32 protein-coding genes, 1 tRNA gene and 2 riboswitches are annotated in these 26,408 nt (G+C 42.7%); of the genes, 19 read left to right on the top strand and 14 right to left on the bottom strand.

The annotated features are described in order from the left end of the window. The first annotated feature begins 78 nt into the window (after nucleotides 1-78). The 5 genes from pstC (at nucleotide 79) to phoU (ending at nucleotide 4,218) form a co-directional block, all read left to right on the top strand. Nucleotides 79-1,008: a phosphate ABC transporter permease subunit PstC gene (gene pstC, locus GZ22_RS08880; RefSeq protein ID WP_038561344.1), complete on the top strand. Its 930-nt coding sequence runs from the start codon at nucleotides 79-81 to the stop codon at nucleotides 1,006-1,008. After that, on the top strand, nucleotides 1,008-1,895 hold the full coding sequence (pstA, locus tag GZ22_RS08875) for a phosphate ABC transporter permease PstA (protein WP_038561341.1): 888 nt from the start codon (nucleotides 1,008-1,010) through the stop codon (nucleotides 1,893-1,895). The genes pstC and pstA overlap by 1 nt, the downstream gene beginning before the upstream one ends. Nucleotides 1,896-1,963: 68 nt before the next feature. Further along, complete coding sequence (gene pstB, locus GZ22_RS08870) at nucleotides 1,964-2,749, top strand: phosphate ABC transporter ATP-binding protein PstB (protein ID WP_038565822.1); 786 nt, start codon at nucleotides 1,964-1,966, stop codon at nucleotides 2,747-2,749. Nucleotides 2,750-2,763: 14 nt separating this feature from the next. After that, nucleotides 2,764-3,537: a phosphate ABC transporter ATP-binding protein PstB gene (gene pstB, locus GZ22_RS08865; RefSeq protein ID WP_038561333.1), complete on the top strand. Its 774-nt coding sequence runs from the start codon at nucleotides 2,764-2,766 to the stop codon at nucleotides 3,535-3,537. Nucleotides 3,538-3,558: 21 nt separating this feature from the next. Next, complete coding sequence (phoU, locus tag GZ22_RS08860) at nucleotides 3,559-4,218, top strand: phosphate signaling complex protein PhoU (protein ID WP_038561329.1); 660 nt, start codon at nucleotides 3,559-3,561, stop codon at nucleotides 4,216-4,218. 26 nt (nucleotides 4,219-4,244) lie between these two features. Here the strand turns inward: phoU and GZ22_RS18015 are convergent, their stop codons facing one another. Together GZ22_RS18015 and GZ22_RS08850 are read right to left on the bottom strand one after the other, a co-directional pair. Continuing rightward, nucleotides 4,245-4,706 carry an endolytic transglycosylase MltG gene (locus tag GZ22_RS18015; RefSeq protein ID WP_051748148.1) on the bottom strand — a complete coding sequence of 154 codons (462 nt, stop codon included), beginning with the start codon at nucleotides 4,704-4,706 and terminating at the stop codon, nucleotides 4,245-4,247. Further along, nucleotides 4,703-5,053 (bottom strand): helix-turn-helix domain-containing protein, encoded by a 351-nt coding sequence (locus GZ22_RS08850; RefSeq protein ID WP_051748146.1) that lies wholly within the window; start codon nucleotides 5,051-5,053, stop codon nucleotides 4,703-4,705. The genes GZ22_RS18015 and GZ22_RS08850 overlap by 4 nt, the downstream gene beginning before the upstream one ends. Before the next feature lie 194 nt (nucleotides 5,054-5,247). On the opposite strand from GZ22_RS08850, the gene rpmG reads away from it, so the two are divergent. The 4 genes from rpmG to GZ22_RS08830 all read left to right on the top strand — a co-directional run bounded on the left by rpmG (nucleotide 5,248) and on the right by GZ22_RS08830 (nucleotide 7,860). After that, nucleotides 5,248-5,397, top strand: coding sequence for a 50S ribosomal protein L33 (gene rpmG / locus GZ22_RS08845; RefSeq protein ID WP_038561326.1), 150 nt, complete (start codon nucleotides 5,248-5,250; stop codon nucleotides 5,395-5,397). A gap of 65 nt (nucleotides 5,398-5,462) precedes the next feature. Further along, nucleotides 5,463-6,020, top strand: a complete 558-nt coding sequence (locus tag GZ22_RS08840) for a 5-formyltetrahydrofolate cyclo-ligase (RefSeq protein ID WP_038561323.1) — start codon at nucleotides 5,463-5,465, stop codon at nucleotides 6,018-6,020. A gap of 63 nt (nucleotides 6,021-6,083) precedes the next feature. After that, nucleotides 6,084-6,272, top strand: coding sequence for a hypothetical protein (locus GZ22_RS08835; protein WP_038561320.1), 189 nt, complete (start codon nucleotides 6,084-6,086; stop codon nucleotides 6,270-6,272). 55 nt (nucleotides 6,273-6,327) lie between these two features. Next, nucleotides 6,328-7,860 (top strand): rhomboid family intramembrane serine protease, encoded by a 1,533-nt coding sequence (locus tag GZ22_RS08830; protein WP_038561317.1) that lies wholly within the window; start codon nucleotides 6,328-6,330, stop codon nucleotides 7,858-7,860. On the opposite strand, the gene GZ22_RS08825 is transcribed toward GZ22_RS08830, so the two are convergent. Continuing rightward, on the bottom strand, nucleotides 7,854-8,681 hold the full coding sequence (locus tag GZ22_RS08825) for a hypothetical protein (protein ID WP_038561314.1): 828 nt from the start codon (nucleotides 8,679-8,681) through the stop codon (nucleotides 7,854-7,856). The two genes, GZ22_RS08830 and GZ22_RS08825, sit on opposite strands and share 7 nt — an antisense overlap. 80 nt (nucleotides 8,682-8,761) lie before the next feature. Between GZ22_RS08825 and GZ22_RS08820 the strand changes: the two genes are divergently transcribed. The 5 genes from GZ22_RS08820 to GZ22_RS08795 all read left to right on the top strand — a co-directional run bounded on the left by GZ22_RS08820 (nucleotide 8,762) and on the right by GZ22_RS08795 (nucleotide 14,107). After that, nucleotides 8,762-9,799 (top strand): M42 family metallopeptidase, encoded by a 1,038-nt coding sequence (locus GZ22_RS08820; RefSeq protein ID WP_038561312.1) that lies wholly within the window; start codon nucleotides 8,762-8,764, stop codon nucleotides 9,797-9,799. A gap of 139 nt (nucleotides 9,800-9,938) precedes the next feature. Continuing rightward, nucleotides 9,939-10,160 carry a YqgQ family protein gene (locus GZ22_RS08815; RefSeq protein ID WP_038561308.1) on the top strand — a complete coding sequence of 74 codons (222 nt, stop codon included), beginning with the start codon at nucleotides 9,939-9,941 and terminating at the stop codon, nucleotides 10,158-10,160. Continuing rightward, the gene (locus tag GZ22_RS08810; RefSeq protein WP_038561305.1) at nucleotides 10,153-11,130 is read left to right on the top strand and encodes an ROK family glucokinase; all 978 of its coding nucleotides are present in this window, start codon (nucleotides 10,153-10,155) and stop codon (nucleotides 11,128-11,130) included. The genes GZ22_RS08815 and GZ22_RS08810 overlap by 8 nt, the downstream gene beginning before the upstream one ends. 81 nt (nucleotides 11,131-11,211) lie before the next feature. Beyond that, complete coding sequence (locus GZ22_RS08805; RefSeq protein WP_038561302.1) at nucleotides 11,212-13,146, top strand: LTA synthase family protein; 1,935 nt, start codon at nucleotides 11,212-11,214, stop codon at nucleotides 13,144-13,146. A 331-nt stretch (nucleotides 13,147-13,477) separates the two neighbouring features. Next, on the top strand, nucleotides 13,478-14,107 hold the full coding sequence (locus GZ22_RS08795) for an MBL fold metallo-hydrolase (RefSeq protein WP_318249993.1): 630 nt from the start codon (nucleotides 13,478-13,480) through the stop codon (nucleotides 14,105-14,107). 38 nt (nucleotides 14,108-14,145) lie between these two features. Here the strand turns inward: GZ22_RS08795 and GZ22_RS08790 are convergent. The 8 genes from GZ22_RS08790 to comGA form a co-directional block, all read right to left on the bottom strand. After that, nucleotides 14,146-14,216, bottom strand: a tRNA-Gln gene (locus tag GZ22_RS08790). A gap of 42 nt (nucleotides 14,217-14,258) precedes the next feature. Beyond that, nucleotides 14,259-14,624, bottom strand: a complete 366-nt coding sequence (locus tag GZ22_RS08785; protein WP_038561291.1) for a hypothetical protein — start codon at nucleotides 14,622-14,624, stop codon at nucleotides 14,259-14,261. After that, a complete protein-coding gene (comGF, locus tag GZ22_RS08780; protein WP_038561288.1) occupies nucleotides 14,599-15,009 on the bottom strand; it encodes a competence type IV pilus minor pilin ComGF in 411 nt (136 codons plus the stop codon). The genes GZ22_RS08785 and comGF overlap by 26 nt, the downstream gene beginning before the upstream one ends. Beyond that, nucleotides 14,993-15,316: a hypothetical protein gene (locus tag GZ22_RS08775; protein WP_038561284.1), complete on the bottom strand. Its 324-nt coding sequence runs from the start codon at nucleotides 15,314-15,316 to the stop codon at nucleotides 14,993-14,995. Before GZ22_RS08775 ends, comGF begins: the two co-directional genes overlap by 17 nt. Beyond that, nucleotides 15,300-15,740, bottom strand: a complete 441-nt coding sequence (locus tag GZ22_RS08770; RefSeq protein WP_038561281.1) for a type II secretion system protein — start codon at nucleotides 15,738-15,740, stop codon at nucleotides 15,300-15,302. Before GZ22_RS08770 ends, GZ22_RS08775 begins: the two co-directional genes overlap by 17 nt. Beyond that, the gene (gene comGC, locus GZ22_RS08765; RefSeq protein WP_038561277.1) at nucleotides 15,724-16,035 is read right to left on the bottom strand and encodes a competence type IV pilus major pilin ComGC; all 312 of its coding nucleotides are present in this window, start codon (nucleotides 16,033-16,035) and stop codon (nucleotides 15,724-15,726) included. Before comGC ends, GZ22_RS08770 begins: the two co-directional genes overlap by 17 nt. Before the next feature lie 14 nt (nucleotides 16,036-16,049). Beyond that, nucleotides 16,050-17,051: a type II secretion system F family protein gene (locus tag GZ22_RS08760; protein WP_038561274.1), complete on the bottom strand. Its 1,002-nt coding sequence runs from the start codon at nucleotides 17,049-17,051 to the stop codon at nucleotides 16,050-16,052. After that, nucleotides 16,993-18,069, bottom strand: a complete 1,077-nt coding sequence (gene comGA / locus GZ22_RS08755; RefSeq protein WP_342666738.1) for a competence type IV pilus ATPase ComGA — start codon at nucleotides 18,067-18,069, stop codon at nucleotides 16,993-16,995. The genes GZ22_RS08760 and comGA overlap by 59 nt, the downstream gene beginning before the upstream one ends. Before the next feature lie 193 nt (nucleotides 18,070-18,262). On the opposite strand from comGA, the gene GZ22_RS18240 reads away from it, so the two are divergent. Then, nucleotides 18,263-18,433 (top strand): YqzE family protein, encoded by a 171-nt coding sequence (locus GZ22_RS18240; protein ID WP_084160700.1) that lies wholly within the window; start codon nucleotides 18,263-18,265, stop codon nucleotides 18,431-18,433. A 15-nt stretch (nucleotides 18,434-18,448) separates the two neighbouring features. Here GZ22_RS18240 and GZ22_RS08750 read toward each other — a convergent pair whose 3' ends face one another. Continuing rightward, nucleotides 18,449-19,288: a YqhG family protein gene (locus GZ22_RS08750; RefSeq protein WP_038561271.1), complete on the bottom strand. Its 840-nt coding sequence runs from the start codon at nucleotides 19,286-19,288 to the stop codon at nucleotides 18,449-18,451. Then, a complete protein-coding gene (locus GZ22_RS08745; protein WP_038561268.1) occupies nucleotides 19,281-20,936 on the bottom strand; it encodes a DEAD/DEAH box helicase in 1,656 nt (551 codons plus the stop codon). The genes GZ22_RS08750 and GZ22_RS08745 overlap by 8 nt, the downstream gene beginning before the upstream one ends. A 195-nt stretch (nucleotides 20,937-21,131) precedes the next feature. After that, nucleotides 21,132-21,219: riboswitch (glycine riboswitch) on the top strand. 3 nt (nucleotides 21,220-21,222) lie between these two features. Continuing rightward, nucleotides 21,223-21,309, top strand: a riboswitch (glycine riboswitch). A 66-nt stretch (nucleotides 21,310-21,375) separates the two neighbouring features. Between GZ22_RS08745 and gcvT the strand changes: the two genes are divergently transcribed. Genes gcvT through gcvPB form a run of 3 tightly spaced genes read left to right on the top strand, consistent with a single transcriptional unit; the run spans nucleotide 21,376 to nucleotide 25,296 of the window. After that, nucleotides 21,376-22,476, top strand: coding sequence for a glycine cleavage system aminomethyltransferase GcvT (gene gcvT, locus GZ22_RS08740; protein WP_038561265.1), 1,101 nt, complete (start codon nucleotides 21,376-21,378; stop codon nucleotides 22,474-22,476). A gap of 14 nt (nucleotides 22,477-22,490) precedes the next feature. Beyond that, the gene (gcvPA, locus tag GZ22_RS08735; RefSeq protein ID WP_038561262.1) at nucleotides 22,491-23,849 is read left to right on the top strand and encodes an aminomethyl-transferring glycine dehydrogenase subunit GcvPA; all 1,359 of its coding nucleotides are present in this window, start codon (nucleotides 22,491-22,493) and stop codon (nucleotides 23,847-23,849) included. Further along, on the top strand, nucleotides 23,833-25,296 hold the full coding sequence (gene gcvPB, locus GZ22_RS08730; protein ID WP_038561259.1) for an aminomethyl-transferring glycine dehydrogenase subunit GcvPB: 1,464 nt from the start codon (nucleotides 23,833-23,835) through the stop codon (nucleotides 25,294-25,296). Before gcvPA ends, gcvPB begins: the two co-directional genes overlap by 17 nt. A 37-nt stretch (nucleotides 25,297-25,333) precedes the next feature. On the opposite strand, the gene GZ22_RS08725 is transcribed toward gcvPB, so the two are convergent. Next, entirely contained in the window at nucleotides 25,334-25,720 is a 387-nt protein-coding gene (locus GZ22_RS08725) for a rhodanese-like domain-containing protein (RefSeq protein ID WP_038561256.1), read from the bottom strand. Between the two features lie 193 nt (nucleotides 25,721-25,913). Between GZ22_RS08725 and mntR the strand changes: the two genes are divergently transcribed. Continuing rightward, nucleotides 25,914-26,333 carry a transcriptional regulator MntR gene (mntR, locus tag GZ22_RS08720; protein WP_038561253.1) on the top strand — a complete coding sequence of 140 codons (420 nt, stop codon included), beginning with the start codon at nucleotides 25,914-25,916 and terminating at the stop codon, nucleotides 26,331-26,333. Nucleotides 26,334-26,408: the final 75 nt, after the last annotated feature.

Here is a 26,408-nt window from a genome sequence, read left to right as displayed (position 1 = left end):
AATTAGTTATATCACAGACAGCGGGAGACCATTTTTTAGGGTGTTCCTTTCCGCTGTTTTCATGAGGAGTTGTACAAGTTGGCAAAAGCATCAGTATCTCCATCAGCTGAAGAACGGCTGATTTTGACTAAGAAAAACAGACGGTGGGACGAAGTACGCGGACGTTCCCTCGTTACTATATGTGCAGTAATTATGATTGCAGCAACAATTGCTGTTACAGTATTCCTTGCTCAAAAAGGTTTGCAGTCCTTCACAGTCAATAATATTAATCCAATTGCATATCTAACTAGCGCGAACTGGAATCCAACAGGCGGAGAGAATGCATCATTTGGTATATTTCCATTTATTTTCGGCTCATTAGCTGTTACTTTCCTATCTGCATTAATTGCAGCACCGCTTGGTATTGGTGCGGCGATATTCATGTCTGAAATCGCACCGAAATTCGGTAAAAAAGTATTGCAGCCGGTTATCGAACTATTGGTAGGTATACCTTCTGTTGTATATGGTTTCATCGGGCTTGTTGTTCTAGTGCCATTATTACGAGATCATTTTCCTGGTATAGGTTTTAGTTTGTTTGCAGGTGTTATCGTCCTGACTGTTATGATTCTCCCTACGGTTACTACTATAGCAACAGATGCTATGCGGTCACTGCCTAACAGCTTGCGACAAGGATCACTTGCACTAGGTGCGACACGCTGGCAGACAATTCGTAAAGTATTAATTCCGGCTGCATTGCCTTCCTTACTTACAGCTATTGTATTAGGAATGGCTCGTGCGTTCGGAGAAGCACTAGCTGTACAGATGGTTATCGGTAACACACGTGATATCCCTGGCAGCATTTTTGACACAGCGGGAACTTTAACTACAATCGTTACACTGAACATTGGACATACGACATATGGCAGTATTGAGAACAATACACTTTGGTCGATGGGTCTCATCTTGCTCATCATTTCATTCCTATTCATCTTTGTTGTCCGTTACTTGTCCGGTAGGAGGAAAATCTAATGAACAGCAGAATCACAGATCGTATCGCAACAGGTGTATTTTACACAATCGCAGCAATAATGGTTGCATTGCTGCTTTATCTATTTTATTTCATTTTATCTAATGGGCTACCTCAGGTAACGTGGGATTTCTTAACTTCTCCTTCCAGCTCTTATCAAGCTGGCGGTGGTATTCGTGACCAGCTATTCAACTCCTTGTATATCCTGTTTATCACGATGATTATTACAGTACCACTAGGAGTATGTGGCGGGATTTACATGGCTGAATATGCAAAACCAGGCAAAATCACTAACTTTATTCGTACGTGTATCGAGATGCTGGCTTCTTTGCCTTCTATCGTCGTAGGTTTGTTTGGTCTACTGATCTTTGTTAACATCACTGGCTGGGGTTATACAATAATTGGTGGTGCTTTGGCACTTACTATCTTCAATATTCCAGTAATGGTTCGTGTTACAGAAGATGCAATTCGAAGCGTACCAAAAGAACAGAAAGAAGCGAGCTTGGCGTTAGGTATTACAAGATGGCATACAATTAAGACAGTCATTCTTCCATATGCCTTTCCTGGTATTCTTACAGGTGCAATACTAGCTTCCGGCCGCGTTTTTGGGGAAGCAGCAGCTCTGCTTTATACAGCAGGTCTTTCCACACCGACACTTGATTATGGAAATTGGAATCCATTCGCAGAGAATTCTCCGCTGAACATTTTCCGACCGGCTGAAACTTTAGCCGTTCACATCTGGTCTGTTAATACACAAGGTCTGATTCCAGATGTACGTGAAGTAGCTAATGGTGCATCAGCGGTTCTAGTCATTGCTGTACTTGTGTTCAATCTCCTCGCTAGATGGTTGGGCAGTGTCATCCATAAGAAGCTAACAGCAGGTAAATGATGAAGAGAGGAGTTCGTGATATGAACTATACAGCAGATAAACCAACAGAAACGAAAGCAGAAGATGAAATGGCTGCATCCAATACAAGAGCTTCTAAGAAAGAAGTTGTACTTGATGTAAAGGATCTCAGCATTTTCTATGGTAATAATGAAGCAGTGAAACGGGCGAATATGGGTATTGAGAAGAATGCAGTTACAGCACTGATCGGTCCTTCTGGCTGTGGGAAATCCACATTCATCCGTTCCATCAATCGGATGAATGACTTGATTCCATCCAGCCGAGCAGAAGGTGAAATCATCTATGACGGAATTAATATCCTTCGTAATGACATCAATGTTGTTGCATTGCGTTCAGAGATTGGCATGGTGTTCCAAAAACCGAACCCATTTCCTAAATCCATCTATAACAACATTACACATGCATTGAAATACAACGGTCAGAAAAATAAGAAGGTTCTTGACGAAATCGTTGAGGAAAGCTTACGTAAAGCTGCTTTATGGGATGAAGTGAAAGACCGTCTGCATCAATCAGCTTTATCACTATCCGGTGGTCAGCAGCAGCGTCTATGTATTGCTCGTACGCTTGCTATGGAACCGCAGATCCTTCTGTTGGATGAACCTGCTTCCGCACTGGATCCAGTATCCAATTCTAAAATTGAGGAACTTATCCTGCAGCTGAAAGAAGATTATAGCATCGTCATCGTGACACATAATATGTCGCAGGCATCTCGTGTGTCAGATAAGACAGCCTTCTTCTTGAATGGGGATGTCGTGGAATACGATGATACGAAGAAAATTTTCACTAATCCTTCTGAGACGAAAACAGAAGAATATATTTCCGGTAGATTCGGATAGGAGGCACGACAGCTATGCAAGTGGCAGCAGCGAAAGAGACAATTTTCCAAGTAAATGATCTGAACCTATGGTATGACGACTTCCATGCATTGAAGGATGTAAGCCTGGAAGCTTTGAATAATGAAATTTATGCGATTATCGGCCCATCTGGCTGTGGTAAATCCACATTCATCAAGACGCTTAATCTAATGATCAATATGGAGCCAGGTGTCAAAATGACTGGCGAAATTAATTATAAGAACAAAAACTTGCTTGATTCGAGAGTTGACTTGGTTGACTTGCGTCGTAAAGTGGGGATGATCTTCCAAAAAGGTAACCCTTTCCCGCAGTCAATTTACGATAATATTGTGTACGGACCAAAAATTCATGGTATTAAGAAGAAAAGTGAATTGGATGAAATCGTGGAAACAACATTGAAGGATGTTGCACTTTGGGATGAGGTGAAGGATCGCCTGAAGTCTTCTGCGATGGGTCTTTCTGGTGGTCAGCAGCAGCGTTTGTGTATTGCACGTGCGCTTGCGACGAAACCAGATGTCGTATTGATGGATGAACCAACTTCTGCACTGGATCCAATTTCCACTTTGAAAATCGAAGAGCTTATGTCTGAGCTTAAGAAGAAATATTGTATCGTAATCGTGACACACAATATGCAGCAGGCTTCCCGTATTTCAGATAAGACTGCATTCTTCCTGCATGGTCGTGTTGTAGAGTCAGCAGAGACTGGCAAAATATTCTCTAACCCGGAAGATAAGCGAACAGAAGATTATATTAGCGGACGTTTTGGTTAATTACGTATTGGAGGAGAACACATGGTAGCAAGAGAGCAGTTTTCAGCAGATTTGGAAGCAATCCAGAAATCAATTATTTCTTTTGCATTTGAAGTAGACACAGCTTTAAAGCAAGCTATCGACGCATTATATGAGCGAGACAGTGATCTTGCTTATAAAGTAATTGAGAATGATGAGTTATTAAATGAACGTGATCAGGAAATCAATGAGGCGACTATCCAATTAATTGCAATGCAGCAGCCTGTAGCAACAGATTTGCGTCGCTTAGTCGCTTTCCTTCGTGTATCCTCCGACTTGGAGCGAATGGGTGACCATGCAAAAAATATCGCGAAAAGCGTAAACCGTTTGAATGTATTAAGTCCGTATGACATTCCGCCGGCTATCCGTGATATGCAGGAAGTTGTCAGCAAAATGATTCATAGTGCTGTACAGGCTTTTGAAGAAGAAGATATTACGAAAGCAAAAAAGCTAGCTGATTTGGATAACGTAGTAGATAGTATGTACGGAGAGTTGTTCCGTGACATGCTGGATGAGCGTAAGGCACAGTCAGGGAAGCATCAACAGACGATGCAGCTCGTTTTTGTTGGTCGTTTCGTTGAGCGTGTAGGAGATCATATAACAAATATCGGAGAAAGTATCCTTTACCTTGTTAAAGGGACTGCAGTCGATCTAAATAAATAAGAAGCAGCGGCATATGCCGCTGCTTCTTATTTTGTCATTAATTTAGAAATGTCTTCGTACTTCATATCCGAACTAACGTGATAGGTACCGACTTGCAAAGCTTCACTTGCTTCTGTAACATCCAAATACGTACGAAATGCAGATGCATCTTCGATGATATCTGCTTCTTCAAGTTTAGTTGCTACATCATCACTCGTCATGCCAGTCTCTAGCTTGAGAGTAAATGTTTTAGGCTCCTCTTTTTTAGGTTTCTCTGGAGTCTTATTCTGAGCGTTCTTTAGCTCTTCATAGTCTTGATTAGACAACACATGATAGTCATTTTCTTCAAGCTCTTTTTTCATATCGTCTTCACTAGGTGTTACTGTTTCAACTGCTGCTGAAGCTGTTGTTGTTTCTTCAGTCTTTGGAGTATCTGTAAAATAAAGGGCCAGCATACAAGCACCTGCTAACAGAAGAGCAGTTGCGAATCCTTGGATTACTTGCTTCATAACTGTACCCCTGCTTGTTTGGCAATCCGGTATACATCATCTTCAGCCAGACTTGTTTGCTTTGCAATTTCCTTGATGGAAAATCCTTGCTGTTGCAGCTTTAGAATCTGCTGGAAGATAGCAGGTTTCTGTGAGGCCTTATTAGGTTTTGGTTCATGCTGTACAGTTGGCAGCAGCTCTTCTTCGAGAATTTTGACTTTCTTATTCAACATATATGTTTCTTGCATAGTCGAAAGGGTCAATTGTTCAATCTGTTGATCCATTTGTTTAAATTTATCTTGCATGAAGAAAGAGAAAATCCATAATATGATACCAGCTGTAAGAAAGGCGATAGCAGCGATTAACATGTTAGTATAAACCTCCTACTTATTGCTAACATAGTTATACCATACCAAGAAGCCACCGGATATATTGTTTTCGACATTTTTTGAAATAGTTATTGATAACGGTTGATTACCTAACATAAGTCTGCTATTATTAGATGGTCTGAAGATCGTTAAGTTTTCATACACTTATTTAAGATTGTTGGGAGGGATTATACATGCGTGTAAACATTACTCTCGCCTGCACAGAAACAGGAGATCGTAACTACATTACAACAAAAAATAAGCGTAAACATCCAGAACGCATGGAGCTTAGAAAATATAGCCCACGCTTGAAAAAGTATACGCTGCACCGCGAAACAAAATAAGTACGACAAAAAAACTCCCCCTTCAATTGGCGGGAGTTTTTTTACATATGAAGGAGGCAGAGCAAATGGAAGAAAAAGAAAAACTTCGACAGGAAGGGCTTCGTTTGCTGAAAGAAATGCCACAAACAGATAAACTGCATATTGAGCATCGGCTGGCAGAACAGCTATTTGCTTCCTCCGTGTGGAAAGATGCGAAAAGCATTGGTCTTACGATGGCTCTCCCGCATGAGTGGGATACCACTAAGCTGATTCATCAAGGGTGGCTCGAAAAGAAGAAAATATGTGTACCGCTTACAATCGAGAACCGAGCTATGCAGTTTTACCATATCGAAAGCTATAACCAATTGACAAACGGAGCATTCCACATCAAAGAACCGATTGCCGATCGCTGCGAACCTGCTTCGAAGGATACCATTGATCTTCTTATTGTTCCTGGTCTTCTTTTTGACATGTCTGGTTACCGAATTGGATATGGCGGAGGATACTATGATCGCTATTTAACTGATTATCAAAATAAAACGTTGTCACTGGCAAGCAGACAGCAAATAAAGCATTCATTACCTGTGGGACCTTTAGATCTTCCCGTCGATCATCTTTTGACAGATGATGGTTTTCTGTTTTAACCGAATAGGAGTATTCGGCTTCGGGTTAAACTAGGCTTATCCCGGAGGAAAGGAAGGGTGCCTATGTGGAAAACCCTCATTACAACGTTAACGTTGGCAGCAAGTATCGTATTTTTAGTACGGGAGCGGTATCGAGTGCTGAATGCACTTTTAGCCGTGACGGTTCTTCGCAAAGGTCTTATTCGGCTTTCAATGGGAATTGAACCTCTGCGTTCCCGGATGCTGCCGATTTTATTTAAACGCTCAGTGTAAACTGGGCGTTTTTCCATGACTTTTTTGATAAACTGTAGGCAAGAGGGGGAGAGGTATGACCTACAACGAAGAAACGGCCTATTATAAGATGATCAATCGTTTGTTAGCCGTTCATGGTTTTACATTTGTGAGGGCTGAAGATGATCTGAGAGTCTGTTGGCTCGAAAAGAAGCAAAATGGTATTACCCATGTGGTGAAAATTAATTATAGAACGTTTACTTGGGCGAACCATTTAAAACAGGATATTTTAAAAACAGCAAATCAAATACAAAATATGAGTAAAGGATTATTCTCCAAAAAGACGCGTATCCATAATGTCTATTTCGGTGAGCAGGAACCTGCGGATGATTGGTCGAAGCTAAAGAAACCGATGATCATCAAAAGCAAGCGTCCTATTCCGATGCAGCTTTATTATTTGGATGGAGTTTCTTATGAAAAGGAATCAGAGAAGTTATTCCGCCATTTGAAGCTTGATGACAAAATTACGTTGACTTCAGCTGATGAACAAGAGCTCGAGGTAGAGAAGAGCAGACTCCGAAGCTTGCTAGTCCAGCAGCAGCAAGCAGATCAAGCTGTATTTCATCGAAAAAAACCACTGCTTGTATATGGTCTTATCGGAATCAGTGTGTTGATGTTCCTATTGGAAACACTACTCGGTGGCTCGACAGATTCTTCTGTACTTGTTCAACTCGGTGCGAAATACAATCCATTGATTCTGGCAGAAAATGAATGGTGGCGAATTGTATCTTCGATGTTTTTACATATCGGAGCACTGCATCTTCTGACAAATATGTTGTCGCTATACTATTTAGGTACATTGACAGAGCAAATATTTGGTCATCGTCGTTTCTTTCTAATCTATCTCTTAGGAGGCGTCGTAGGCGGGCTGGCAAGCTTTGCTTTCTCAGATAATCTTAGCGCTGGAGCTTCGGGTGCCATTTTCGGTCTGTTCGGAGCGCTGCTTTATTTTGGTGTTGTTTATCCGAAGTTGTTTTGGCGAACGATTGGTAATGGTTTGATAGTTATTTTGCTTATTAACTTAGTGATCAGTTTCGCCGCTAGCCATGTAATTGATGTTTTCGCCCATCTCGGAGGCTTGTTAGGTGGCTTCGCCATTGCTTTGCTCGTCGGGATACCTGGTAAGAGAAATACAGGAGCTCGCATCGGAGGTACGCTTTTGTCGCTTGCACTTATTGCTGGTCTCATTTGGTATGGCTTAACGGGACCTGTGAATGATACACTGCGTCATGTACTTAAAGTGGAAGATGCGGTTAAGCAGAACGATTATGCTTCTGTTATTTCGGATGCAACGCTAGCCCTAGATGAAAGGGATTCTGTTTATGAGCATATGCTTTTATTCAATCGCGGTTTAGCTTACTACAGGACTGGAGAAATTGAAAAAAGTGCACAGGACTACGAGCGGCTGGTGAAATTAGCCCCGGAGGATCACGCTGCTCATTATAATTTGGCACTTGTCCTGCAGGAAGAGGGCAAGAACGAGGAAGCATTGAAGCACGCAAAGAGAGCTGTCGAGCTTAAGCCGGATGAAAGCCAGTATAAACAACTCCAGCAGAAGCTTTCTCAATAATATTGCAGTAGCTCTCTGTGCTGTCCGGTCTCATCCTGATAGAGGACACGCAGATGCTTTCCTGATTTATCAAACAGCAAAAGCGGGATATAAGTGGCAACTGTGCCTTTTTCCACTGCTGGACCGATTGGCAGTATGTAATTTCGATACAGTCCTTCCCATAGCCGGCTGATGATTTCTTGTCTTTTCTTATCTTCCGTAAGACCTGGGATTGCCGTAAAGTCGGTGGTCGGAAGAGCAGTGAGCGGTATTTCTGTATACTGACCGGCGGGAATGGATAATTGCTGTTTCGCGTCGGTCCAGACTTGCTGCAGTGTACGGCTAGTGTCTGTTTTTGCTATCTGTCGGGAGTGCATCTCTTTTTCATTTTTGGGAAATGAAAACAGCTCGTACGTATCAGACGTATAGGAACGAACACCGGACAACTTGAATGAACTAGTAATTTGGTTCTTGTGAAGTTCAGCAAAATGAAAAGAAACTGCATCCAGTTGTTTGTTCGGCTGAAGGATATGAGTTTTCTCCTGTGTAAGTCGGCTTGCAGGGTGCAGCCATTTATTCATCACTCCAACCAATTTGCCATTTTCGTACAATAGTCCAACATCCTGCCGTAAGTATGCTTCAGTATCGAGCGCGCTTGTAAGACGCCAATGAATGCGACGGAAATCCACTTTTTTCATTGAAGTAGATGTTTCCGTGAAAGCTGCCGAGTCATCAAGCGGGAAATGCTGAATCACAGGCTGTGGTTGCTGCATACGAATAAAATAAGTAGAGCACAGCACGTTGGAAAAGAATACGCAGCCAATTATAAGCCATTTTCGCATAAGTTTTCCTCCTCATTGGACAAACTCTCGCTTATTGATACTATGTAAGAGACCGATATGTTATGAAAGAGGGGATACAAATGCAGCAAATTGATCGAATATCAGAAACGTTGGAAAATTTAGTGCACATACCAAGTCCTTCAGGTTATACGAAACAAGCAATAGACTTTTGCAAAAGTGTTGCTGATACACTTGGATATAATTCAAAGGTAACAAATAAAGGCAGCCTGCTTATTACGGTACCAGGTAAAGACACAGCACGCCATCGCTTGCTGACTGCGCATGTTGACACACTAGGCGCCATGGTAAGAGGAATAAAAGCAGATGGTACATTGTCACTGGCAATGATCGGCGGTTTCCGCTGGAACAGTGTTGAAGGGGAATATTGTACGATACATAGCAAAGATAATGCTTTCACTGGCACAATCCTTATGCATCAAACGTCTGTTCACGTTTACAAAGATGCTGGAGAAGCAAAACGAGATGAAAAAAACATTGAGGTCCGAATCGATGAACAAACAACATCTCGTGAAGAAACAGAAGCACTCGGTATTCGTGTCGGTGATTTTGTGTCATTCGATCCTCGTTTTGTCCGTACTGATTCAGGCTTCATTAAATCAAGGCATTTGGATGACAAAGCAAGCGTTGCAATCCTGCTTGAACTGCTTCGGGGTTTGAAGGAGGACAGCCAACAGCTGCCATATACTACCCATATGCTAATTTCGAATAATGAGGAAATCGGTTACGGAGGGAATTCGAGTATACCTTCGGAGGTAGTGGAGTATATTGCAGTCGATATGGGAGCGATTGGAGACGGACAGGCTACTACAGAATATGATGTATCTATTTGTGTAAAAGATTCGAGCGGACCTTATCATTATGCTTTAAGAGAACAGCTTGCTGAGCTGGCTCAATCCAATGGTCTGCCATATAAGCTGGATATCTATCCGTATTATGGATCAGATGCATCTGCTGCGATACGTGCAGGATACGATATACGTCATGGTCTTATTGGGCCGGGCATTGCTGCATCTCATGCTTTTGAACGAACACATGAAAGTGCACTCACAGCTACGTATGCGTTGCTGGATTCTTATCTAAGAAGCAATATGTTTTGATTGTAAAGATTCGACCTGAAGTCAACCGACTTCAGGTTATTTTTTTTACATTAAGGCATATTGTTAAGAAGGTGTGAACGTATTCTTAAATCATTTTCAATTTTTAGTGAAGGTTGTTATAATAACTTAGGTGATGTGTATGAAAACGGTTTATGATGTGATGCAGTTATTGAAGACGTACGGTATTTTCGTATACATCGGAGACCGCAAGCTAGATCTGACGATGATGGTGGAAGAGCTGCGGGAGCTGTATGACAATAACCTATTGTCCATAGAGGAATATGGACAAGCAAATTTGATTCTTAGAAAAGAGATAAGTGCTTTATCGGATAGTCGAGAAGGAGCGGGAAACAATGAGTAAGGATGGATTATTGGTCGGTGTCGATATCGGCGGCACAACAATTAAGCTCGCCATTATCGATGAAACGAGCGAAATAGTGGAAAAATGGGAGATCAAGACGGATAAATTCGAGCAAGGTCTGCACATTCCGAAGCAGATTTGGGAAACAATCCAAGCAAAGCTCACTGAACGCGGCATTGCGAGGGATAGAATTCAAGGTATCGGGGTCGGAGCGCCGGGATTCGTAGTCCCGAGCAATGGTGTTATCGCTGAAGCGGTTAATGTTGGCTGGCGCGACTTCCCTCTTTCAGCCGAGCTTGGTGTACTTTCCGGATTGCCAGTTTTCATCGATAATGACGCTAACCTAGCTGCGCTCGGCGAAGTGTGGAAAGGTGCTGGAGCCCAGCAGGGTAATATCATTGCCATCACATTAGGTACAGGCGTAGGAGCAGGTATCATTGCAAATGGTCACATCGTGAACGGAATCAATGGTACCGCAGGAGAAATCGGCCATGTTACCGTCGAAGAGAATGGTGCACCGTGTAATTGCGGGCGAAAAGGCTGCTTAGAGACGATTTCTTCTGCTACTGGTATTAGCAGGCTGGCAACTGAAGCAGCCACTGTGCATCCAGAGAGTGGTCTTGGCCAACGCTTTGCAGAAAACGGTCGCGTTTCTTCCAAGGACGTTTTCGAACTAGCAGCTGAAAATGATCCAGCAGCTCAAAAAATTGTGGAGAGAGCAACTAGCATCTTGGCACAAACCTTAGCAAATGCGGCTATCCTTACCAACCCGTCCCGGATTATCATCGGGGGAGGCGTATCCAAAGCAGGAGACGCTTTGTTGGAACCTATCATGGAAGCGTTCAAGAAAGCGGCCCTGCCGCGTACAACATATGAATGTGAAATCGTGCCGGCTCAGCTCGGCAATGATGCAGGTGTCTACGGTGCTGCTTATTTAGTCAAACAGCACTTGGAAGAGACCACCAAATAAATAAAGAAATGCGTGCATGGCAGCAGCGCAAGTTGCTGCCATCTGTTTTACGCTTGGTTCTATTATGAGGAGGATTTTTACTTGAAACGAACATTCACTGCACCATTATATATTTTGGCGACAGTTTTGTTTGGACTGAAGACGTATATCATTTATCGTTTCCTATTCAATATCAGCTTGGATAATGCGATGCAGGAGTTCATACTGCTGCTGAATCCGTTTGTCAGTGCCTTTTTGGCTTTTGGTCTTAGCGTTTTATTCTCACGTAAATGGCAGATGCGGTATATCCGCTTCATTAGTCTCGTGGGTTCTATCATCTTGTACATCAACTTAATTTTTTACCGTCACTTCAGTGATTTTCTTACAGTGCCGGTCCTCATGCAAGGAAGCAATGCCGCAGATCTTGGCGGCAGTGTACTCAGCCTCATTTATCCACAGGACATTCTGCTGTTCTTGGATTTGGCTATCATCTGGTTCCTCAGCTACCGTTATAAAGAAAAAATGACGGTTGACTACGTTCGCAGAAAGAAAGTTTCAACAATGGCGGCTATTGCTGCTGTTGTAGTAATAAACATCGGACTTGCGGAAGCAGAACGCCCGCAGCTGTTCACACGCGGATTCGACCGGGAATATCTGGTCAAGAATATTGGCTTGTTCAACTTCCATGTATATGATGCAGTCATGCAATCAAAGACGGAAGCACAGCGCGTGTTTGCTGACGGAAATGAACTTCCTGAGATCCTTTCTTATGTAAATGAAGAAGTGGAAACAGAAAAATCAGCTAAATTCGGGCAGGCAGAAGGAAAGAATGTTATCTTCATCTCTCTTGAATCCATGCAGAGCTTCCTAATCAATAATGAATTGAATGGAGAAGAAGTTACACCATTCCTCAACAGTCTGACAGAAGACAAAGATACGTATTACTTCGAGAACTTTTATCATCAGACAGAACAGGGGAAAACCTCTGATTCTGAATTCTTAGTTGAGAATTCAATCTATCCGCTGCCGCGGGGAGCAGTATTTTTCACCCACGGTCAGAATGAATACAACGGAACACCTGAAATCTTAGGTCAGAGCGATTACACTACTGCGGTATTCCATTCGAACAACTCCAGCTTCTGGAACCGTGACGTTATGTATGACAGCCTTGGCTACGATACCTTCTATGATGAAAACAGCTACGATGTCATCACTGAAGGAGAAGACCAAAATACTGTCGGATGGGGCTTGATGGACAAACCATTCTTCGAACAGTCCATTCCATATCTTCAGGAAATGGATAAACCATATTATTCGAAGTTTATCACCTTGACCAATCACCATCCGTTTGATTTGCCGGAAGAAGAAGCTACTATTGATCAGTTCGACTCTAATTCCCAGACACTAAATAAGTATTTCCAAACAGCACGCTACACAGACGAAGCAGTACAGGAATTCTTTGAGCAGCTGAAGGAATCTGGTGAATATGAAGACAGCATCATCGTGATGATGGGAGATCATTATGGTATTAGTGAGTACCATAATAAAGCGATGAGCCAATACTTGGGCAAAGATATTACACCATATCAGCAAGTACAAAATCAGCGTGTTCCATTCTTTATCCATATTCCTGGTGATGGAAACGGACAGGTAATGGAACAAGTAGCGGGTCAGATTGATGTAAAACCGACCATCCTTAGTCTGTTGGGTATCGACGCTGAACATGACATCCAATTTGGTAACGATGTGTTTGCAGAAGATCGCAAAGACTTCACTGCTCTTCGAAATGGAGATTTCATCAGTGATGAGTATCTGTTCACCAATGATATGTGCTACGACAGGCTGACGGGTGAACCAGCTGAAGATATGGAAGGCGAAGAAGCAGAGGTATCCGGTGAGACTGGCGAACATATCGAAAGTGTTTGTGAACCGATTCAAGAACAAGTAACAAAAGAACTAAACTATTCTGACCGGATTATCTATGGCGACTTGCTCCGTTTCTATGATTTCCAAGAAGGTAAGGAAAAAGCAAGTTAACAAAAAGGATCGCTGCTTTCTGCAGTGATCCTTTTTACAATGAATTATAATAAGTTCGCAATGGAGAAAAACATAATGACAATCACAGAAATAACTGTGAAGATTGCCTGTGTTACTTGTCTTTTCTTGCATTCGGTAATAAGTGTGCAAACACAAAGAAATGCAATAAAAAACAAGATGATGGAAAGACTCACTTGCTTGCCCTCCTATGAGCAAAATAGTCGGTTTCCTGCTATACTTGTGATGAAGCTTGGCAAAGACCTTCTATATAGTAGTACACACATATATGCTTGTCGAGCCTTTTTTTAAAACATTCATCGGGAAGGAGCAGATGAGTAAAATGAAAATACATACATTAGGTCTTGGGCCGATGGGAACAAATTGTTACATACTGGAATCAAAGAACGATTGCTTGATTATTGATCCAGGCGGAGATAGCGTCAAACTAATCGAATGGATCAAGCAGAAAGAGCTGCGTCCGCAGGCAATCCTGCTGACACACGCCCATTTCGACCATATAGGTGCTGTCGATGATGCGCGCGACATTTATCATATTCCTGTTTATCTGCATGAAGAGGAAGCCGATTGGTTGGGCGACCCGGGAAAGAATGGATCAAAGATGTTTCCTGTCAAACAGATAACAGCAAGAGACGCGGATGAGAATTTGAAGCCAGGTAATATGAAGCTTGGTCACTTTGAATTTGAAGTCCGTCATACACCAGGGCATTCGCCGGGTAGTGTATCTCTCGTTTTCCATAAAGAAAAGTATGTCATCGTAGGAGATGCGTTATTCCAGCGAGGCATCGGAAGAACGGATTTGTATCGAGGTGATTTACCGACGTTGATGCAAAGCATCACAGATCAATTATTAACGCTGCCTGACTACTATGAAGTATATCCAGGTCATGGTCCAGAAACGACGATAGGGGAAGAGCAAGCGAAGAATCCTTTCCTAATATAAAAGAAGATCCCGCCAAATGGCGGGATCTTCTTTTTTTACTGGGCTAGCTGGATTCGAACCAACGATAACGGGACCAAAACCCGCTGCCTTACCGCTTGGCTATAGCCCATCGTACATAGACTATTTTGCACGAGATTGACTATCTTATACATCAAGAAGGATATTTTTTATAATAAATAATCGGTTCAAGACTTTCATCTGTTTTTATTTCGTATTGTACAAGTATGTGCTGCTCTTCTTCAGTGATCGTTATATTAGCCTCCAAAGCTTTATTATGGATTTTAAAGGTTTTATCATCATCTGCATTTAAATTCGGTAGATAGTGTTTTTCAACTGTCTTGAATGTGATTGATGCAGCTTGCTCTAATTTGTACTGTTCAAACAGGAGGTCAGTAGATTGCACTTTTGTTTGCAGAAGCAAACTGCCAGACGTAAGTAATAGCAGAAAGAAAGCTGTAAGGAACAAGAGGAATGGATGAAGGAATCCTTGTTCATTCCATATTAATCCGTTTTTCATATAACGAACCCTCTTTTCCTTTGACAGTTAAAACAATCGAGCTGCCATCCTGAATAATCTTTAAATCCTCGATATGATGCAGGTATATTTCATGTCCTTTCTCATCAACTTGTCGTCGAATCATATCTTTGTATTGCTCAAAAACAGTTGTTCTGCCTTGCTGGTCCTGGATGTAAAGCTTATCTTTTGCAGTATTTACAGAACCACCTTTGTGCGCCTCCATAGAAATGAAATGCAGTGCTTGCCTAACAGATACTGCTTCTGATTTTGTGTCTTGTGTCAAAGGATCCAGAAGTGGAGGAACCGAAGCGAGGATCAGCATTAATATACCCAATGCAAGTACCGCTTCAAGAAGCGTGAAGCCTTTATTATTCGAGATACCCATATAAGCAGCGCCTCTCCTCTCGCCCGTCTCCTCTTATGTCGATGCAGCCTTTTTTAAGACCATCCTCGACACTGAATTTTATTGCAATAGATAGCTTATCGTCTTTAATCTCTTGATCCTTTGGTGTTGATTTTGCGAGTTCATTTTGCAGCAGACTGTAATAAAATGTTCGTTTTTCCTGGATATAATGTTCCTTTTTAACGTCAATCCATAACGGCAGCAGCAACGTACATAGAAGAAGGAACATAGCGAAACTGAACAAAGCCTCCAACAGAAGAAAACCATCTTGATTATCTGGTGTCTTCATAACGGCCTCGCCCTTTGCCAAGTGGAAATACAAGCTTATCGGTTCCAGCAGGTGTGTGTATAGTGAAATTACCCGGAGATAGTGCTGTACCTGTTTGATTAAAGCCAAAGGACATTGCGTTAGGATAAATCTTGATTGTATATCCTTCTGGAATCTCCTGGACTAAAAGAACCTTCTTCAGTCTGCTTGAAGAGATCTGATATTTATCATCCTCTAGGTAGAGCTTAGCTGACCTGTCAAACTGCGTGTATTGCTGCAAATAAAGCAGGTCTTGTTCCAGTCGCTTTTTAAATTGTTTCGCTTCTGCTTCTACTAGTAAGTGCGAATATACTCCTGTGCCTATGCTGATGAGAAGAGAAGCAAGTCCTAGTACAATTATCAATTCAATCAAACTAAAACCTTTTTCTTTATGAACCTGATGCATTCGTCAAAGAAACCTCGCCTCCAGGACTTAGTACCAAGGAACGCTTTCCACCCTGACATGTTGTCTCGGTTAAATAGCCGTCTTGGAGCTGCGCAATGGAGGTTGGGGTGGTACCGTTGTCAATCTTATATGTTTGTACTTGGCTTTCAGCTAATTTTAAAAGGGCGTCACAGCCCTGTGTTTGGACGCGGTCATTCTTATCAGCTAGATTTGGTACAACAAGAATCATTAGCACCGAAATAACAAGCAAGACGATAAGCATTTCAATTAAAGTGAAACCTTTTTCATTTCGCATCAGATTACCTCTTTCTATAATGTATGGACCATTTGGAACATTGGAAGGAGCAAAGATAGATAGACAATGATGATGCACAGGGCCATGATACAGAGCAAAATAGGCTGAAGCAGAAAGAGAATTGATTTTGTCCGATCTTCCATTCTAGTCGTCATGATCTCCGCATACATCAGCAAATCCTCAGATTGTGACGACACATCATTTTCTTTCACCAAAATACTTTGAAGCTGGGCATCAAGCAGCGGGAAACCGGTCAGACATTCTTTCAATGAATAGCCGGAGGATAACTGAGATAGTAAGATACTGCTGTACAACTGCAGTATGTCGTGATATTGCTGTTTGGATAAGAGCTGGAGACTTTCATACAGTGAGAGCCCTGCCGAAAGAAGATTACCAAGCTGAATAGCGAACTGAAAACTTGTCCTTGTACGGGCCACAGTACGAACAACAGGTATGCGCTCTAAATAATAGCGTTTCTTTGCTGAGGGCCAGCGTTTTTGGAAATATCCTTGAAGAAAATATAGACTGATACCAATAACACCAAGAAGTAAGCTGGTATATAAAAGTACATTCACCAGTTTGGAGAAAAAGTGGAGAAGGTTTGCAGAGTCTGCGGAATAAGCAAATAGAGATAAAAATGAAGGATATACGTAGAGCTTCACAAACAGCAGCAGAAGCAGAATACTGAATAAAAGAAAAACGGGGTAACGGGTGACCTTCTTAAACTTGGCAAGCTGCTGCATTTGCTTCTGCATAGTTGTGTAGCTTCTTGCCAATGCATCTTCCAAGTTTCCGTCATGATGTGCCACATAAAAATGGATGACGATTATTGATGAGAATCGGGCGTGTGAAAAGGCCTCATCCAGCCTTAAACCTTGTCGGAGACCTTCTTGTAGTTTTTGGGTTGCCGCTTGCCATTGCGGTTGCCAGTGAAGAAAGTCCAAAGAGCGAGCCATATCATATCCTTGTGTTCTGAGCCGATGAAGCTGCTGGAGGAAAAGCATCTGCTGTTCCATAGACAGCAGTTTGTCTTCCTTCCTGAACCTGATAATTCTCTTTCGTGATAAAGCCATATGCATAGGCCTTCCTCCTAAGTTTCTCGAATGTCAGGAAAGACGTTTTGTTAGCTTTCAGCAGACGGCTGATTTGCACAGAATCGGCCAGCTCCATAATCGCAGCACGTGTTGGGTGGGGCTTTGTAATAGGAAGAAGTTCTAGCGAAGCAACACCAATTAACGTATGCTGCAAGTCAGCTATAGGTATTCCCATTTCCTTTAAGCGGTGAATGGCACCTGCAGCATTCTTAGCGTGGAGGGTACTGATGACAAGATGTCCAGTCCTTGCTGTTTCAAAGGCAAAACTGGCTGTGGATTCATCGCGAATCTCTCCAATCATCAGCACGTCTGGATCATGCCGCAGTGCTGCTTTTAAACCTGCTTGATACGTAAGGCCGGCCTTCTCATTCACTTGCACCTGCAGCATATTTTCCATTCTTTTTTCAATCGGATCCTCCAAAGTGATAGCCTGACATGCTTTGATACGCAACAAATCCTGCAGGATGCTATACATTGTCGTTGTTTTCCCGCTGCCGGTCGGACCTGTAAACAAAAGAATTCCTGTACTTTCCATTAAAATCTGCCGCAGTAAACTTATTTGAAACCGAAACAAAAACAGCTGGTCGAGCAAGGGAGCTTCACTTTGGGGAAGTATGCGTATTGCCAAACTTTCTGTTTGCTTGAGCGGCAGAGTTGAAAGACGAAGTGAATATTGCTTTTGTCCTTTGTACGAAAACGGCATTGCACCATCCTGAGGTTTTTGCATTTCGCCGATATCCATGCCACTTACGAATTTATAGTATGCAATGAGCTTGCGAAAGCTCGGAGTCGATAAGTGGCTATGAAGGACACGTTTTCCGTGTATCCGGACAAAAACGCTTGTTTCGTCTTCTTCTGGCGTAAAATGAATGTCAGATGCTTGTTGCTGTATCGCTTCTTCCATCAAATTTGCAGCAAAAACTGAAGGGCTCTCCAGCACTTATATCACCTCCTTTGCAGTTACAATACTATAAGTTCATGACAGCAGTCATACTTCGAAAAAACAGGAATCAGAAATGCTTTGGCGTGTAAAAAAGATTTCTCCCCATTAAGACAGCTTTCTTAATACAAATTGTATGGAAAGAAATGAAATTGGCTACGCTACAAGTAAAAGTAAGAGGAGGCTGTAACACATGTCTTCGAATGATTATTTCCGATTCGTAACGCAGGAGCTGGTGAAAAAGATGGATGCACCAAAGCAAGAAAAGAAACAGAAGGAAAAAGAAAAACACCAGCTGCACGGAAAGTGGTTTGGTGTTCTGCCATTTGCTTTCAAGCTGTTCTTCCGTAGTCGTAAAAAGTAAGAGGCCTGAACATGATCAGGCCTCTTTTTTATGGAGCAGTTTTCGCGCAGTTTCTTCAGAGAGATAGAAGATGCCTGCATTGATTGTTTCCATTTGAATGGATGGGATTAGTCTTTTATGAACTGCATCGAGCTCATTCTTGTACAATGCAGCTCTTTCTTCTTGGATTTCCGGTTCGAGCTCTTCCTGAGCGCTTTGATCGAAAAAATGCGCCAGTAAATCTTCTTCTTTTTTGAGCGTTTCTGCTGTTTCCTTCACCCAGCTATCATCGATAGTATCCAGATAAGTATGCATATAGCTACTGATACGCTGGTAGCCGCTCTGATATCGGATGATAGGGGAGAGGCAATAACATTGATCACTGATTTGCTGTTTGAATTCCACTTGAGAAAAGTTTTCCATCCAATCGGTTGCCAGCTGCCCATTCAATAGCTGTAATCCAACAGAATGTGTTTCTGTACGTTTGCGTTCACCTGAAAAATGCACGCTTAAATTACGGATGAGCCACGGATACAACGGTGTTCGTGAAGCAGTGTCCACCTTTTCATAAAGACGAGCAACTTGAGCGGAGTTACGAATGAGACGGAAGATCTTATGCAGACGAGGACTGCCAAAATGAATATGTTCAGCTTTCTCTGCTGTCTCATTAGGGTCAGTCAGGAGGGCTAGCTCCATTGGATCACCTTCCTGACCAAGTCTTTTCTTATAACGCCAATAAAACGGCCGATTCATTAATTCTTCATCCAGTTCTGGAGTCAGAAGAAACCGGAGCAACCCTTCTTTTTCCTCTAACAGCTGACAGCCATTTGATAGGAAAAATTTCCTCAGAAACTGATGGAGTGTGTGTCTATCCATGTAATTTATCCCTTTCCAGCTGTTCACCTGTCTCGGTTATAACCGCAGTCAGATTATCCAATTTCACTTTAATTTCTCCTTCGGAACGGGAGTCGGCGAAAATTCGTTTGATTTCTTTTTCTACATCAGACACTTGCAGTTCGGCTAAGATATGATCGAGATTTCCGATCACCCGCTCGAATAGGTTAATTTTCTTATAAAGCAATTCCAAAATGTGTGCTTCGAGTGTATTGCGTACGGCAAAATTAAAGATTTGCACATCCTTTTTCTGACCAAAACGATGAATCCGGCCGATGCGCTGCTCCAGTCGCATTGGATTCCAAGGCAAATCGTAGTTAATCATGTTGCTGCAAAATTGAAGGTTGATACCTTCGCCGCCAGCTTCTGTTGCAATCAGAACTTGTGCGTGTTTTTCGAAGAGCTCGCGCATCCAATCTTTTTTACCGGCCTTGAAGCCGCCTCGGAATGGAACGGATGATATGTCATGCTGCTTTAGCGTCCATTGCAAGTAAAATTGCGTGGCCCGATATTCTGTGAAGATGATGAACTTTTCTCCCGGTGGGGCAGCTTTGATCAGCTCTACCACTTTCAGTGCCTTGCTGTGCTGCGGTAGCTTTTCAATTTCTTTCATCACAGGCAAATAAGTATTACCGGTTTCCGGGTTTTCCTCCACCATTTTTTTCATAGACAAGTAAGCTGCTTCCCTGGAGCTGCATAACTCTCGTAGTAAAGTTATTTTAGCGAAAGTCGCTGCAGCGCTAGTGGAATCTTGCATATTCTCATACACTTGCCGCTCTTGTTCGGTGAAATCAATCCAAATCGTTTCCACTTTTCGCTTTGTCCATTGCAGTCCTGTTTCTTCACGTCGGTTGCGTACCATCACTTTGCGTATGAGCTCTTTTAAATAATGATGCTCTTCTGCATCTCTTCGATCATCTCCATATGTATCTTTGAATTGCTTATAGCTTCCAAGGTAACCAGGCTTAAGCAAGGATACGAGATTATAAATATCACTCAGTTTGTTTTGGACAGGTGTAGCGGTCAGCAGCAGACAATATTTCTTTTTAAGTGACTGGATAAAAGCATAATTTTTTGTCTGGCTGTTTTTCAGTTTATGAGCCTCATCGATTAGCACGAAATCATAGTCCTGCTCCAGGATGATTTCCCTGTGAGGAGAGCGCTTTGCCAAATCAATGGAAGAGACAATCACATCATAGTGCTCCCAAATATATTGCTTTCGCTGAGAAGCGGCTGGTATATGGAATTTAGAGTTCAATTCGTTAACCCATTGGTTGACAAGAGACGCCGGTACGAGCAGGAGTACTTTTTTCACCAAGCCGCGAATCATCAATTCTTTCAATACGAGACCTGCTTCGATTGTCTTCCCAAGACCAACTTCATCTGCCAAAATGGCGCGTCCGTTCATTTCTTCCACAACTCGCCTGCTTGCTTCCAGCTGATGGGGATGGAAGGTCATATGTGGCAAATATCCGGGAGCAACCAACCCGGTAAACGTATCAATATTCGTTTCTTTGGCCGCTGTATACGCCATTTGGAAATGCTCCCAAGATGCTTTTTCTCCTTCTTGCTGCAACACATCATCCATCATGTCGATGAAAGGTTTATCATCTTTTATATGCACCTGCATAGTGATTTCATCTCCTTATTCTTCGGAGTTTCATTTAAAAAGCTGAAAAAGATAGACACATTCTAAAAATGTTATGTTATAATGAGGCTGAAACCAGACATTATTAATATTTTTTATTAAAATGTTTGGATTTTGCTTTTTTATAGGTTGATTGTCTGTTAGTATGCCCGCGTTTTACAATTTCATAATCCGCGAGTGAATGTTGGAGGAGAGACCGCTATATGCGGCGCCGAAGGAGCAAATATTGAGTGAATCTCTCAGGCAAAAGAACTCCAACAGGACGCAACTCTGGAGAGTGCTTCCGTAGTAGAAGCCACCCAAGAAGCAACTATGGTCCAAGGACGATAAGAAACTTTCTGGTAAATGGACAGAGCCCCTCAAAGCTTTTTCGAGGTGGCTCTGTTTTTTGTTGCGAGGTACATAAGAGAGGAGCAAGATGATGAGTGAGTTGAGAAGAACCCCGCTTTATCCTGCTTATCAGGCTAACAGCAAGACGATCGATTTCGGCGGATGGGAACTGCCAGTCCATTTCAGCAGCATCCAGGAAGAACATCATGCAGTGCGGCAAGCAGCCGGGCTTTTCGATGTTTCCCATATGGGTGAGATTTTAGTTGAAGGACCAGCGAGCAAAGACTTCCTGCAATTTGTCCTGACAAATGACATTGAACTGCTCGTTCCGAATAAAGCGCAGTACAGTGTAATGTGTTATAAGGATGGCGGAACTGTAGACGATTTAATCGTTTATATGCTGGAGGAGAACCGTTATTTATTGGTTGTGAATGCCAGCAATACAGAAAAGGATTTCGAATGGCTGCTTTCTCATAAAAGAGAAGGTGTTACCATCGAAAATAAATCGGCGTCATACATGCAGGTTGCCCTGCAAGGACCTCATGCGGAACAAATCCTGCAGCAGGTAACAGACGAGAAATTGTCGGAAATTTCATTTTTCCGATTCGCTTATCCAGTGCAGCTGAAAGGTGCAAAAGGAGATTTTCTTGTCTCACGTACTGGCTACACTGGTGAAGATGGCTTTGAAATTTATGGGCCAGCTGAAAGCGGTAAAGCTGTTTGGGAGCTTTTGCTGGAAAAAGGCCAAGCATACAATCTTCAGCCTATTGGATTGGGTGCAAGGGATACATTACGCTTTGAAGCCAATCTGCCTTTGTATGGTAATGAACTGTCGAAGGATATTACTCCAATCGAGGCAGGTATTGGATTTGCAGTGAAAACGAACAAGTCTGCCGATTTCATCGGTAAAGAGACCTTGAAGAAGCAAAAAGAGAACGGAACGAAGCGCAAGCTTGTCGGCATTGAAATGCTGGAAAAAGGGATACCGCGCCATGGATATCCAATCTTCAGCGGGGAAGAACAAATCGGTGAGGTAACGACAGGAACGAAGTCACCAACATTGGATAGTTATATCGGGCTTGCGCTCGTACAAGTTGACGCTGCCGAGGAAGGCAGTATTGTGGACGTGCAGATCCGAAAGAAAAGGCTACAGGCCAAGGTTGTTGCAACACCATTCTATAAACGGAAATAGAAGGAGGATACAGCATGGATTTCAGGTACTTACCGATGACAGAGCAAGACAAAGAAGAAATGCTTCAAACGATAGGCGTGAAAGACACGGAGGAGCTTTTTTCTGATATTCCGGAAGAAGTTCGCTTGAAGGGACCGCTTCAGATTAAAGAGCCGAAAAGTGAAGGTGAACTGAAGGCTGAACTCGCTGCTTTGGCAAGTCGGAATGTGACGATGAAGACACATGCTTCCTTCCTTGGAGCGGGTGTATACGATCATTACATCCCTTCAATTGTGGATCATGTTATCTCAAGATCTGAATTCTATACAGCGTATACGCCCTATCAGCCTGAAATTTCTCAAGGAGAGCTGCAGGCAATCTTTGAATTCCAGACCATGATAGCTGAGCTGACTGGAATGGATGTAGCGAATAGTTCTATGTATGATGGCGGAACTGCATTGGCGGAAGCAGCAACACTAAGTGCTGGTCATACGAGGAAGAAGAAAATTGTCGTATCCGAAGCTGTACATCCAGAATCTCGTCAGGTGATCGATTCATACGGAAGAGGACAGCATTTAGAAATTGTCACAGTTCCACATAAGGATGGCTTGACAGACTTACAAGCATTGGAAGAAGCAATAGACGCAGATACGGCAAGTGTTATCGTGCAATATCCGAACTTCTTCGGACAGGTCGAACCGTTAGCAGATATTCGTAAAATCATAGATACTCAGCCAAAAGCGATGATGGTTGTCTCAAGTAACCCATTGTCTCTAGGATTCTTGACACCACCAGGCAGCTTTGGAGCAGATATTGTTGTTGGTGATACGCAAGTATTCGGTATTCCGGCACAATACGGCGGTCCTCATTGCGGCTATTTCGCAAGCTCAGCGAAATTGATGCGTAAGCTGCCGGGAAGACTTGTTGGCCAGACAAAGGATGAAGAAGGCAGACGTGGATTTGTTCTAACACTTCAGGCTCGGGAACAGCATATCCGTCGTGATAAGGCGACGTCAAATATTTGTTCCAATCAGGCATTGAACGCTTTGGCTTCTTCTGTGGCAATGAGTGCACTTGGGAAAAAAGGTGTAGCTGAGATGGCACACTTAAATATACAAAAAGCACTTTATATGAAAAAGCAGCTTGAAGCACACGGGCTGCAAGTCATCTTCCAAGGCGCCTTCTTTAATGAATTGGTTATTAAAGTAGACGACGATGCGGATGCACTGAATGATTATCTGGTTACACAAGGGTTTATCGGGGGGTATCACTTGGGACGGACAGATGATCGTTTGAAGAATCATATACTTGTTGCTGTGACGGAGCAGCGCACAAAAGAACAGATTGATACATTCGTAAGAGAGGTGGCGGCAGTTCATGCAAAACAATACTGATTTCCCATTGTTATTCGAACAAACGAAACCAGGCAGGACAGGATACAGCTTGCCGCCGCTGGATGTTCCGGAAACGGATCTTTCTGAGGTATTCGAATCAAGTTATATTCGCAGTGAGCCTGCAGAACTTCCAGAGCTAAGCGAGCTGCAAATCATCAGGCATTATACAGCTCTTTCAAGAAGAAATTACGGCGTCGACTCCGGATTCTATCCGCTCGGATCCTGTACGATGAAATATAATCCGAAAATTAATGAAGATGTTATCCGAATGGACGGATTCAGCCATGTCCATCCATATCAGGATACGAAAACGGCCCAAGGCGCACTGGAGCTTATGTTTGATCTTCAGGAGCAGCTAAAAGAAATTACCGGCATGCACGAGGTGAGTTTGCAGCCCGCAGCAGGAGCTCATGGCGAATGGACAGGACTAATGATGATCCGTGCTCTACATGAGAAGAACGGTGAGACACAGCGTACGAAGGTTATCGTGCCGGATTCAGCGCATGGTACGAACCCAGCTTCAGCCACTGTTGCTGGATTCGAATCTGTAACAGTTAAATCCAATGAAGAAGGACTAGTTGATTTAGATGATTTGCGACGCGTTGTTGGAGAAGATACAGCGGCATTGATGCTTACAAATCCGAATACACTCGGTCTGTTTGAAAAGGATATTTTGGAAATGGCCAAGATTGTCCATGAAGCAGGCGGTAAATTGTATTATGACGGTGCGAATCTAAATGCCATTATGGGTTATACAAGACCTGGAGATATGGGCTTTGATGTTGTGCACTTGAATTTGCATAAAACGTTCACCGGCCCGCATGGCGGCGGGGGGCCAGGATCAGGTCCTGTCGGCGTTTCAGAGGAGCTTGCAGCTTTCCTTCCGAAGCCAGTCGTACGCAGACAAGGAGAAGAAATCATTCTTGACGAAGACCGTCCAGACTCTATTGGCCGTGTGAAACCTTATTATGGAAACTTTGGTATTAATGTTCGTGCGTATACGTATATCCGGACGATGGGACCAGAAGGGCTGAAACGTGTAAGTGAATATGCTGTCCTGAATGCTAATTACATGATGCGCCGTCTGAGTGAAGCATTTGATTTGCCGTACACACAGCACTGTAAGCATGAATTTGTTCTTTCCGGACGCAGACAGAAAAAGCTTGGTGTCCGTACACTTGATATCGCTAAACGACTTCTTGATTTCGGTTATCATCCACCGACTATCTACTTCCCGCTTAATGTGGAAGAGGCACTGATGATTGAACCAACCGAAACAGAAGCAAAAGAGACTCTGGATAGTTTCATAGATACGATGCTGGAAATTGCAGCGGATGCTGAAAGTAATCCAGAAATCGTGCAAGAAGCACCGCATACGACGGTAGTGAGCAGAATGGATGAAACGACTGCTGCCAGAAAGCCAATTCTTCGTTATATACCAGAATAAAAAAAGAGCTTTGCACATGATGATGTGCAAAGCTCTTTTATTCGCCTTTTCGTTTGATCTTACCGCTCCAGGCTTTAAAACCGCCTTTTAGCTGATTAAGATCCTGATAACCTTTTTTGTGCAGCATTGCTGCAGTACGAACAGTACGTGTACCGTTTTGGTCATACATATAAACAGGCTTGTCCTTGCGGATTTCAGCCAAACGGTAGCGAAGCTGGGTTAGCGGGATATTGCGAGCACCTAGAATGTGTCCGCCATCGAATTCTTTCGGTTCACGAACATCAATCAGCTGTGCTTTACGGTATCCAGCTTTGAATTCTTCCTCTGTAAGAGTTTTCAGGTGTTTCTTCTGAATGAAATAGCGGATTACACTATATGCGATGAATACAATCAGTGCAATTCCGATAACTAATACTGCTTCCATGTCATTTCCCCCATCTGCAAATACTCCAACTTACATTATAGCAAGCAAGCGCTTATTTTCAAAGATTTTTTATAGCCGTTCAAACAAGTGTAACACTTTTTACCTGCTTCAACTTTGTTGGCTTGTTTGTCTGCTCGAAAAGGTGTATCATATAAAGATGTAGAAGTTGCAGTGGATTGAATGGAGGAATTTTATGCCTACACCGAGCATGGAAGATTATATTGAACAAATTTACATATTAATGGAACAAAAGGGATATGCCCGAGTGTCTGATATAGCAGAGAATCTGCAGGTACATCCGTCTTCTGTTACGAAAATGGTGCAGAAGCTGGACAAAGATGAATATTTGAAATATGAAAAGTACCGTGGCTTGATTCTTACTGATAAAGGAGAGCAGGTCGGCAAACGGCTTGTCTATCGGCATGAACTTTTGGAAGACTTCCTGCGGATTATCGGTGTCGAGGAAGAGAATATCTATCAGGATGTAGAAGGAATAGAGCATCATATGAGCTGGAATTCCATCGAGCGGATCGGCAATCTTGTGGAATATTTCCGGGAAGATAATAAGCGGAAAGAAGCATTAATCAAAATACAGCAAAAACAAAAGTCTTAACTCCTACCATCCATTTCGGATGGTTTTTTTGGTTCTAAAAGAGCACCTTCCTGATTAGGTATAATAAAAAGTCAT

It is taken from the genome of Terribacillus saccharophilus, from assembly GCF_000725365.1.
GTDB lineage: Bacteria > Bacillota > Bacilli > Bacillales > Amphibacillaceae > Terribacillus > Terribacillus saccharophilus.
Note: the sequence above shows the minus strand (reverse complement) of the source record. Positions and strands in the feature narration are given on the sequence as shown.